General features: G+C 41.9%; 6 protein-coding genes. All 6 read left to right on the forward strand.

Annotated features, from left to right (window positions below):
- Nucleotides 1-29 precede the first annotated feature (29 nt).
- The 6 genes from ACRD7A_RS14825 (at nt 30) to ACRD7A_RS14850 (ending at nt 11794) form a co-directional block, all read left to right on the forward strand.
- Nucleotides 30-1469, forward strand: coding sequence for a sulfatase-like hydrolase/transferase (locus ACRD7A_RS14825; RefSeq protein ID WP_430811962.1), 1440 nt, complete (start codon nt 30-32; stop codon nt 1467-1469).
- A 21-nt stretch (nt 1470-1490) separates the two neighbouring features.
- Nucleotides 1491-3959: a glycoside hydrolase family 2 TIM barrel-domain containing protein gene (locus ACRD7A_RS14830; RefSeq protein WP_430811963.1), complete on the forward strand. Its 2469-nt coding sequence runs from the start codon at nt 1491-1493 to the stop codon at nt 3957-3959.
- Between the two features lie 156 nt (nt 3960-4115).
- Nucleotides 4116-5513: a sulfatase gene (locus ACRD7A_RS14835; protein ID WP_430811964.1), complete on the forward strand. Its 1398-nt coding sequence runs from the start codon at nt 4116-4118 to the stop codon at nt 5511-5513.
- Between the two features lie 157 nt (nt 5514-5670).
- Nucleotides 5671-8265 carry a GH116 family glycosyl-hydrolase gene (locus ACRD7A_RS14840; RefSeq protein ID WP_430811965.1) on the forward strand — a complete coding sequence of 865 codons (2595 nt, stop codon included), beginning with the start codon at nt 5671-5673 and terminating at the stop codon, nt 8263-8265.
- Between the two features lie 49 nt (nt 8266-8314).
- Nucleotides 8315-10264: a sialate O-acetylesterase gene (locus ACRD7A_RS14845; protein ID WP_430811966.1), complete on the forward strand. Its 1950-nt coding sequence runs from the start codon at nt 8315-8317 to the stop codon at nt 10262-10264.
- A gap of 27 nt (nt 10265-10291) precedes the next feature.
- Nucleotides 10292-11794: an alpha-L-fucosidase gene (locus ACRD7A_RS14850; RefSeq protein WP_430811967.1), complete on the forward strand. Its 1503-nt coding sequence runs from the start codon at nt 10292-10294 to the stop codon at nt 11792-11794.
- The last annotated feature ends 309 nt before the right edge of the window (nt 11795-12103 follow it).

Genomic DNA, 12103 nt, shown 5'->3' on the forward strand with positions numbered 1-12103 from the left:
TGTTAAAAACTGTATAAAACATCACATCAATGAAGAATCTGCAATTACTATTGTCAATCTTGATGCTTAGTCTGTTTGCCTCATGTGGTAGTCAGACACAAACTCAACAAGAAAATAAACGACCTAACATACTTTTACTTTTAGCCGATGATATGGGCTATGGCGAATTAGGGTGTTATGGTCAAGAACTTATACAAACACCTGTTTTGGATAGTTTGGCTGAACAAGGCATGCGTTTTACCGATTTTTATGCGGGTAACGCAGTCTGTTCGCCATCCAGAGCCGTATTGATGACGGGTAAGTCCTCATCCTACAATACTATACGTGGTAATAGCGGGTATTATGGTGATGACCAATGGATGCGGGTAGCACTTAAAAACAGCGATGTAACCATGGCCGAGATGCTGCGTGAAGCAGGTTACCAAACCGGATTTGTAGGTAAGTGGCATTTGTGTGCACCTAACGATTTATCCACCTGGGCTTTTAATCGTGGATTTGATTATGCTGTGCAAGAGCAGTGGAGCTCTCGATTTGGGGGAGAAGCTTATGACGAGCAGATGCATTGGATTAATGGGAAGCAAGATTCGATTTATTACCATGTGAACGAATGGGAATGTAAGGATGATTTCAGAACTAATCTGGCTTTTAACTGGCTGGATACTATCAATACTGATCAACCATTTTTCCTGTTTATGTCTTACCGTGCACCGCATGGGCATGAATATACCATTGGTAATAACACCCTTTATCAGGATAAGGACTGGCCGGAAGCAGAGCGTTTACACGCGTCGAAAATAACCTTGCTGGACAAGCAGGTTGGACGTATGCTGACCAAGCTGGAAGAGATGGGTGAGTTGGATAATACCTTGATTATTTTTACTAGTGACAATGGGGCTCATAAAGAAGGTCATGGTCACTGTCCAAACTTCTTTAAGAGCAACGGGAAACTAAAAGGCATAAAACGTGATATGTACGAAGGCGGTATTCGTGTACCAATGATTGCCTATTGGAAAGACCACATAGAAGCAGCCAGCCTGTCACATCATATCGCAAGTGCTCAGGATCTGATGCTAACATTTGCCCAAGTGGCTGGCACTAAAGCACCGGAAGCATCCAATGGTGTTTCCATTCTACCTGCCTTAACTGGCGAGGAGCAAGCGGAGCATGAATTCTTAAACTGGGAATTTCAGTTGGATGGCTGGTTTCGCACGATGCCTAAAGGGGGATTCCGTCAGTCGGCACGTATCGGTAACTGGAAGGGTGTACGCTATGGTATAGATTCAAACACAGAATTGTATAATCTGGATATTGATATTAAGGAGCAAAATAATATTGCAGCTGAACATCCTGAAATTGTTGAATTGATGGAACAGGCTTTTAAAAACCGCAGTGATAATGAAGCTTTTCCTGAGGGCGGAGTTATCCAGGATTACAAGCCATCAGACAGGTATAAACAAGGCCATCAATAGTCTATCAGGAAAATGAAACTTATGAAGCATATTATAATTCATCTAATTTTTCTGGGACTGTTAGCTACCAGTTGTACTGTTCAACAAGGTAGTCGCAGAGTAGAAGTATTAGATAGTAATTGGCAATTTATTAATGAAGATATCAAGAGAGCAGAACAACTCAATTTTAACACAGATAATTGGGAAATAGTAACAGTGCCGCACGATTGGGCCATCAAAGGGCCTTTTGACCATGAGGTAGATAAACAGAGTGGTATCATCAAGCAGAATAATGAAAAGATAGCCACTGAAAAAACCGGTCGAACGGGTGCTTTACCACATGTAGGTGTGGGGTGGTATCGTAAAATTTTTACTGTTCCTGATTTTAAAACAGGAAAGAAAGTACTATTGACATTTGATGGCGCTATGAGTCAGCCTCAGGTTTTTATCAATGGCACCAAGGTAGGTGAGTGGAAGAACGGTTATAACTATTTCTATTTTGACATAAGCCAATATCTTCAAAAAGGTAATAACCTTTTGGCAGTTCGCCTGGAGAATTTGCCTTATTCATCGCGCTGGTATCCCGGTGCGGGCTTATACCGAAAGGTGCAACTAATTGTTAAAGATGAAGTTTCCTTTAAGCACTGGGGACATTTTATAACGACTCCTCATGTGTCTGCAGAAAGCGCTACCATTACTATTAATAGCAAAATCAATGGCCGTGATTGCCATGTTGAGACGATTATCAAAGATGGTGCAGGCAATATTGTTGCACGTCATCAATCAGGTACAAGTGATGGTGGTGAAATAGAACAAACATTAACAGTAGATACCCCGGCTATCTGGGATGTGGACACACCCAATCTGTATTATGCCGAGTTAAGTTTGTATCAAAACAATCAGCTTAAGGACAGGGAAACCGTTCGCTTTGGCATTCGCAAAATAGAATACAATCCCGATAAAGGTGGTTTTTTATTGAATGATAAAGTGACTAAGTTTAAAGGCGTTTGTCTGCATCATGATTTGGGACCGCTTGGCGCAGCTGTTAATAAAGCCGCCTTGAAAAGGCAGTTAACGATATTGAAAGACATGGGCTGTAACGCCATTCGTTCTTCTCATAATATGCCATCGCTGGAGCAGTTGGAGCTATGTGATGAAATGGGCTTTTTGTTTCTGGCCGAGAGTTTTGATGAGTGGAAAAAGCCTAAAATGAAGAACGGCTATAACTTGTTTTTTGATGAGTGGGCTGAAAAAGATGTGGTGAACTTGGTGCACGCAACACGCAATCACCCCTGTATTGTAATGTGGAGTGCAGGTAATGAAGTGCCCGACCAATGGGGCAAAGAAGGTGTGGAGCGAGCAAGATGGTTACAGGATATTTTTCATCGCGAAGATCCGACGCGCCCGGTGACGGTGGGGATGGATCAGGTAGAAGCAACCATGAAAAGTGGCTTTGGAGCTGTGATGGATATACCTGGCTTGAATTACCGCGTTCACCTTTATGATGAAGCTTATGAGAAATTTCCACAAGGCATGCTATTGGGTTCTGAAACAGCTTCGACTGTCAGCTCCAGAGGTTTTTACCGCTTTCCGGTAATGCCAATTAAGGACGATTACAATGCCTCTATAGAACAGAAAGAAGCTATTTATGGAGATACCTATCAATGTTCGTCATACGACCTTGAGTATTGTGGCTGGTCTAATTTACCTGATGATGACTTTGTATTGCAGGATGATAAGCCTTGGGTAATTGGTGAGTTTGTATGGACTGGTTTTGATTACCTGGGTGAACCAACCCCGTTCGATCAGTTCTGGCCATCGCGCAGCTCCTATTTTGGAATTTGCGACTTAGCGGGCTTGCCAAAAGATCGTTACTACCTGTACCGCAGTCGCTGGAATACAAAGGATGAAACCTTGCATATTCTACCACACTGGAACTGGGAAGGGCGCGAAGGGAAAATAACCCCTGTTTTTGTTTACACCGATTACAACAGTGCTGAGTTATTTGTCAATGGCGTCAGTCAGGGTGTTCGCACAAAAACAAAGGATAAGAGTAAGCAGCATCGTTACCGCTTAATGTGGATGGGTGTGAAATACGAACCAGGTACCATTAGAGTAGTGGCCTATGATGATAAGGGCAAAGTTGCAGCTGAAAAAGAAGTGCATACGGCAGGCAAAGCCCATCACATCGAATTAAGTGCAGACAGGAGGAACATTCATGCCGATGGGCAAGACCTTGCCTATGTGACGGTCTCGGTGGTTGATAAAGATGGCAATCTGTGTCCGCATGCCAACAACCAACTGGAATTTGAAGTAACAGGAGCCGGTCAATTTAAAGCCGTTTGTAATGGTGATGCCACCTCATTGGAAATGTTTCATAAGCCAACCATGAAAGCTTTTAATGGTCAGTTGGTAGTGACAGTTCAATCAATGAACGAGACAGGAGATATTCAGCTGAAAGTAAAGAGCGAAGGCCTGAAAACAGCAAGCATTACAATTAAAACGAAATAACAAAGACATTTCTTTGGGAGCCTTGATCTTTTTGCTTCGTTTTTGCATCAAGGCAAAAATGAAGAGCCCAGCCGGCTTGAGGCGAAGGTAAGATTAAAGCCTCCGTGGGTTGAACGGAAAGAAGAGAATAGGTATAAAAAAAGAAAATATATAATTATGGTACTTAATAAGTTGTCTATCATTTTCAGTGTGTTTTTACTGATTTTTCTGTCCTTGAATATAAGGGCTAAAAATAAAACTGATAAACCCAACTTCATCATCATCTTAGCTGATGATTTAGGATACGGAGATGTGGGTTTTACTGGTAGTACCCAAATTAGAACGCCAAATATTGATGCGTTAGCCAACGCCGGCGTAACCTTTACGCAGGGCTACGTATCGGCACCGGTTTGCGGACCATCAAGAGCAGGTTTAATGACAGGTCGTAACCAGGTAAATTTTGGTTTCGATAACAACCCAATCGTTGATTTACCACAGTTTGATGAGAACTTTGTCGGCCTTCCTGTTGATGAAACAACCATAGCTGACCGCCTGGCTGAACTGGGTTATGTCAATGGTTTAATAGGCAAGTGGCACCTTGGCGAAGCAGAGCATTTTCATCCCTTAAAGCGAGGTTTTCACGAGTTTTGGGGTTACCTGGGCGGTGGTCACAATTATGTACCTGTTAACCCCAAAGGTAAACCTTATCCATACAAGATTCTGTGTAACTATAAAGAGCCTCAACCCATCACTTATATTACCGATGATAAAGGTGATGAATGTGTTGATTTTATTAGACGTCATAAAGATGAACCTTTCTTTTTGTATGCATCGTTTAATGCTCCTCATGCACCCATGCAGGCTACTGAAGATGACTTGAAGTTGTACGCCCATGTAAAAGATGAGAAACGCCGTACCTATTGCGCCATGGTACATCGTCTGGATGTGAATGTGGGAAGGATAGTTGAGGAATTGAAAAAGCAAAAGCTATACGACAATTCTGTTATTGTTTTCTTTAGCGATAATGGTGGTCCTTGCCATCATAATGCATCTTTAAATATGCCATTACGTGGTGCAAAAGGTACCCTCTTGGAAGGCGGTATCCGTGTGCCATTTACGATGACTTGGCCTAAGCACTTAAAGGCAGGTACTGAGTTTGATCATCCTATATCAAGTCTTGATTTAACACCCACTTTTGTTGCTTTAGCCGGTGGTAGCATTGATGCCAAAGCCAAACTGGATGGCGTAAATATCTTCCCGTATGTTAATGGAGAAGAGGCGGGACGTCCGCATGACGAAATGCTCTGGCGTTTCACCATCAGTGCCAGTATTCGTGAAGGAAACTGGAAACTGGTACGATTGCCGGATCGTTTACCAATGCTTTATGATCTGTCAAAAGATATTGCTGAGCAAAACAATGTAGCCGATGAAAACCGGGAGTTAGTTGAATTGATGCTAAAAAAGCTGGGTGATTGGGATATTACACGTCCACAGGTATTGTACCAGGAAGGAAACAAATGGAGACGTGAGCAGGTGGATTTGTACGACAGGAAATATCAGTTGGTACAGCCGTAGAATCATAAATAGCGCAACATATGCAAGATTGCCAACTCACTTTGATAAGCATTATCAAAACACAAACAGAGTTGGCAATCTGGCATTGTCTTTTATACAAGCTTTATGATATTGGTGTGACGTAAATGTATGATCTCTGCAATAAAACAATCAAACAATGAAATTATTTAACGCTTTGCTGTTACTCACCTCCATTCTTTGCGTGGTGAATGTATCAGCTCAAACAGAATTATTAAGCAATAAGATAACACCCTTAAAAAAATACGACCAAGACCATCTTTACCGCATCGCCCTACCCATTGGAGGTATTGGTACAGGAACCGTTTCCTTGGGAGGGTCAGGTCAACTGCAAGACTGGGAAGTGATGAACGTACCGGCAAAAGGCTTTAGCACGGTGACCACTGGTAACGATGCACCTTTTTTTGCCATTTATACTAAAAAGAAAGATGAGAAGCCGAATACAAAGGCTCTGTTAGGTCCTATTCATTATGCCGATTATCAGCATTACGAAGGACGCTCGGTTGATCACCATGGTTTTCCCCGTTTCCGTGAAGCTTCATTTGAAACCACTTATCCCTTTGGTATCGTCAATCTGGCGGATAAAACCATGCCGGTGGATGTGAAAATCGTAGGTTATAATCCATTGGTTCCTGCGGACGCTGATGCCTCAGGCATTCCAATGGCAATATTAAAATACGAGGTAACCAATACAACAAATGAAACTATTGAAGTGGCTGTTTCGGGTAATATCCGCAATTTTATTGGTAAAGATGGTAGGAAGCATACTTCTGACTGGAAAGGGGACTATATTCCAATAGGTGCAAAAGACAATAAAAACGAATTTAAAACTACAGAAAAACTTCAGGGTATTTACATGTATTCCGAAGGTGTGGACAAGGATGATGCGGCCTGGGGAACGTTTGCTATCTCAACTCCCAAAGGCCATGGTAATATAACCTACAGAACAAGTTCAGGTCACAACCGTTGGGGAAGCAGCGTGCTTGATTTCTTCGATGATTTTAGTGCAGATGGGCTGTTAAGCGAGAAAGATAAGTCTTATGATGCTGACCCAATGGCTTCTTTAGCGGTATCCAAAACATTAAAAGCAGGAGAAACAAAAACATTCACTTTCTACCTGACATGGAATTTCCCGAATCGTTATGCCTGGTCGTCTGAAAAATTGACGAATTATTATTCCACACAATATGAAGATGCCTGGGATGTGATCGAAAAAGAAGTAGAACGCTTACCGGAGTTAACGGAGCAAACACTTTCGTTTGTAAATGCTCTGCAAGAGAGTGCTTATCCTGAGGTCGTCAAAGAAGCGGCTTTATTCAACCTAAGCACATTACGCTCACAAACGGTATTCCGTACTGCCGATGGATACCTGTTTGGTTGGGAAGGGGTTATGGACCGCTTTGGTTCTTGTTTCGGCTCATGTACACATGTTTGGAATTACGAGCAAGCCACAGCATTCCTGTTTAACGATTTAGCCAAAGGCATGCGAGAGGTGGAGTTTAAGTATGCTATGAACCCTGAGGGGCACATGGGCTTCAGAACAAAGCTTCCTCTGATGGAAGGTGCTTCTGGTATTGATGTGGCAGCGGCTGACGGACAAATGGGCACCATTATGAAGTTTTACCGTGAATGGCAATTGTCAGGTGATGATGAGTTCCTGAATCAGTACTGGGCCAAAGTGAAATCTGCTCTGGCTTTTGCCTGGGTGGAGAATGGCTGGGATGGTGATGTGGATGGAGTGATGGAAGGGGTGCAGCACAACACTATGGATGTGGAATATTTTGGACCTAATCCACAGATGCAGATTTGGTATTTGGGTGCTTTAAAGGCAGCCGAACAAATGGCGCTTCATGTCAATGATAAAACGTTTGCCAGGAAATGTAAGAAGCTATACAAGAATGGGTCAGCCTGGACCGATGAGAACTTATTCAATGGTGAGTATTATGTGCATAAAATACAAACACCACATAGTAAAGATGATATAGCCAAAGGGCTGATGTCAAGCATGGGCAGTAAGTCAATTGACAATCCTGAATTTCAACTGGAAACAGGTTGTTTGGTGGATCAACTGGTTGGTCAATATATGGCTCATGTATTGGGTTTAGGCTATCTGGTGAAGGAACAAAATGTAAAAACTACCCTGCAGAGTATTCTTAAATACAACCAGTGTGAAGATATGTACGAGCATTTTAATAACATGCGTTCCTACGCCATGGGTGATGAGAAAGCCTTACTGATGGCTAGCTGGCCAAAGGGTGGCCGTCCGAAAAGCCCATTCCCTTACTGGTCGGAAGTCATGACTGGATTTGAGTACACAGCTGCCATTGGCATGTTGTACGAAGGCATGGAGCAGGAAGGAGTGGAGTGTATAAAAAACATACGTGACCGTTACGACGGACAAAAGCGAAACCCATTTGATGAAGCAGAGTGCGGGCATCATTATGCACGAGCTATGGCTTCGTGGGCAGGTATCATTGCCGAAAGTGGGTTTCAATATTCAGCAATTGATAAATCCATCCAATTTACCGATAAACCAGGCAAATACTTTTGGTCCAATGGCTCAGCCTGGGGTATGTGTGAAATTACACAAGATGGCAAAGGGTTTAAGGTTACGCTTGAAGTGCTTTATGGAGAACTGGCATTAAGCAGTTTCCAACTTCGAGAAAACAAAGTTCACAGATTTAGAAATTCAGAATTTATCACAGCAAACCAAAAACTAAACTTTCAATACTAATCTCTGCGCCTTTGAGTCTCTGTGTTTAGTTAAATTTAAAAGCTTCAAAATGAATAAAACAATAACATTCCTTTTAACCCTGGTATTTACGACATTTATCGGAAAAGCCGATGTAAAGCTAGCCGATGTTTTTACCAGCAACATGGTATTACAGCGTAACTTAAATTTGAAAGTGTGGGGGAGTGCTGATCCGGGAGAAAAAATATCGCTGACTTTTAAGGGACAAAAACTAAAAACCAATGCTGATAGAGACGGAGAGTGGTCTTTGTTACTGAAGCCCATGCAAGCTGGTGGCCCATTTAAGATGACCATAAGTGGAAAAAATGAAGTGGTACTAAAGAACATTCTGATTGGCGATGTCTGGATTTGCTCTGGTCAATCCAATATGCAATGGCCGGTTTCAAAATCCAATAATGCAGAGCAGGAGATCAAAGCGGCCAACTACCCAAATATCCGCTTGTTTGAAGTGCCACGTAGTGTCAGCAATGTTCCTGTTGATTCTATTCCCTTTGCCAAATGGAAGGTTTGTACACCTGAAACAGTAACTAACTTCTCTGCTGTTGGCTATTATTTTGGCCGTGATTTACAGAAGGAAATTGATGTGCCCATTGGGCTGATACATACCGCGTGGGGTGGTACATGCGTTGAAACCTGGACGTCAAAAGCATCCATAACAAAGTTGCCAAAATATGAGGATTTTGGAGAAAGGATTGATAATTACAATGTAAACACGGTAGCTCAAAAATATGAAGATGACCTAAAGGTAGCCTTGGGAGGTTTTCCGGATAAGAAAAGGGGCATGCAGGAACAATGGATGAAGCCCGATACGGACAGAAGCGAATGGTTGAGTATGAATCTACCAACTTTATGGGAAAATGCTGGTTACAATCGCCTGAATGGCCGCGTGTGGTTTAGCTTTGATTTTAGTTTAACAGAACTAGAATTAGACAGCATCGCCCAATTGCACTTAGGGCAAATTCATGATTCGGATATCACATGGGTGAATGGTGTAAAAGTAGGAGGAATGAGTTGGGCCAACGAAGAAGAACGTGTTTATTCTGTTCCAGTTCAACTACTAAAAACAGGTAAAAACAATATTACAGTTCGTGTAGAAGACAAGTATTACAAAGGCGGTTTTGCCAGTAAGGCTGACAAGATGTTCTTCCAACTTGGGGAAAAGAAAATACCTTTAAGTGGAGACTGGCAATTTAAAGTTGATACTGTTATACCTGATTTTAAACCCTTCCCCAATGATGTCCCCAGCTTGTTGTACAATGCCATGATTCATCCCCTCATTCCTTATGGTATCAAAGGTGTGATCTGGTACCAGGGTGAGTCCAATGCAGCACGAGGGAAACAGTATGCTCTTACTTTTCCAAACATGATTAACAACTGGCGGGAGGATTGGCAACAGGGTGATTTCCCCTTATTATTTGTACAATTGGCCAACTATCAACAGGCTGAAAAGATGCCAAAAGAGGACGCCTGGGCCGAACTGCGCGAAAGCCAGACAAAGACGCTTAATATTGAAAATACAGGTATGGCTGTAGCTATTGATATTGGAGAGGCTAACGATATTCACCCCAAAAACAAACAGGATGTTGGGAATCGATTAATGTTATCTGCCTTAAAAGTAGCTTATGGTAAGGATATTGTTCATTCCGGACCTATCTATCAATCAATGCAGATAGAAGGCAATAAAGCCATTATTAGCTTTGATCATATTGGTTCTGGACTGGTGGTAAATAGCAAGCATGGTTATGTAAATGAGTTTAAAATGGCAGGTGAGGATAAACAATTCTATTGGGCTCAAGCAAAAATTGAGGGTGATAAGGTGATTGTCTGGTCAGATAATGTCGATCAACCAGTAGCTGTGCGCTTTGCCTGGTCACGTAATCCGTCTGAATTTAACCTATACAATAAAGAGGGCTTACCGGCTTCTCCTTTCAGAACCGATGATTGGGAGGGAGTGACGGATGGTAAGTCGTTTGATGATTAGTAAAATGAAAAATTTAATGCTAGGATAATGAAAAAATTAATTACTTATTTCTCTGTTTTAATATTGGTATCACTCCTTAGTTGTGATGGCAGAAAGAGCAACAGTTCTCGCAGGGGAACTCAAAAAACGTATAATACAAGCCATGAATCAATAGCGTCTTACGGCGTGCCGACATGGTATAGTGAGGGTAAATTAGGTATATTTATGCATCTGAGTGCTTTCTCTGTAATTCCTTATGGGAATGAGTGGTATGCCTCTAGCATGTACTTTGCAGATGATAACCCAACCATTAAAGGAAAAGAACACCGAAAGAAAGCCAGGGTTTATCATGAAGAAAACTACGGGTCGCTAAAAGAATTTGGCTACAAGGATTTTATACCATTGCTAAAAATGGAGAAGTTTGATGCTGATTATTATGCTGATTTGGTGAAGAGATCTGGTGCCACCTATTTTGCTGCTCCAGCTGTACATCATGATGGTTTTGCCATGTGGGATTCAAAGGTCATTGATTGGAATTCTGTTAAAATGGGGCCAAAGCGTGATGTAGTAGGTGAACTAACTGCAGCCATGCGCAGCAAGGGGATTAAAACAGGTGTGTCAACCCATTACGGTCGCCACTGGAAATACTATACCTTTCGACCTGAGTTTGATACCTGGGATCGCGCCTATGAAGGGCTCTATGGTAAGCGACGAGGAGATCTTGATCCGCCACGGCCCGAAGATGCCTTAAAATGGGAATCTGTAATGAACGAACTGATCGATAATTACCAGCCTGATTATATTTTTGTGGATGGAGGTATATGTGATGCTCATTCTGAATATCAAAAAGAATACTTCCGCGACGCACTGTATCGCACACTTGCTCGCTATTACAATAAAAGTATAGACTGGGATAAGGAAGTAGTATTATCCTGGAAGCGCGATGCCATGTTAAAAGGTGAAGCTGTTTACGATACTGAAAAAAACCTTGAGGAAGGCATTCCAACTCGTCCATGGCAAGCTCACTTTACAGCGAATGGCAGGTGGGCGTATTCTGGCGAAACAGCTGCCTATCCAATTAATGCAGTGCTGCGTTGCTTTATCGATCTGGTAAGCCGTAATGGCAATATGTTGCTCAATATTGCACCAAGACCGGATGGAACATTGGATAAGGCACAGGAAAATTTATTGTTGGAACTAGGTCAATGGATGGAAGTGAATGCAGAGGGCATAAAAGGATCAACACCCTGGGAGATTTATGGTGCCGGCGAGCTTAATTCGCTTCGTGGTGGTTCAAAAATAAACGAATACGATTCCAATGCCATTCGCTATACTCAAAAAGATGGAATACTATATGCCTGGTTTGTGAGTTGGCCTGAAAGCGGAAAGATAATATTACCTCAGGCAAGTAAATTTAATCCTATAGAAATTAAAGCTCTTGGTGGTGTTGATTCTTTGAAATTTGTACACGAAGGAAGTGACATAATTGTTGAATTGCCGGCTCAACAGTTTGGGCAGCATGTATGGGGATTAAAACTATGCAAAACATAACCTGGAAAAGCCGGAAAAGTATCAGTTATCAAGATATGAGTATCAAGACGATTCTCAGCTTGCTTAGAAATATTTGACAAAATAAACATGAATAACAAAAGTAAGATACTAATAACTTACTTAGAGATAATTCAAAATCGAGAAGAATACAGGGAAATCGCTTTTAAAAGCAAAAATACCACCCCACCTGTCGGCACCCCTCCTAAAATTCAGGAGGGGACGGGTTTATGATATGAACCTGCTACATTTGTAAGGACAGTAAGTTAAGATATATGGCTCTAAATTATATATCTTAGAATCATTATGAGT

This window comes from Carboxylicivirga longa, from assembly GCF_050589825.1.
Classification (GTDB): Bacteria; Bacteroidota; Bacteroidia; order Bacteroidales; family Marinilabiliaceae; genus Carboxylicivirga; species Carboxylicivirga longa.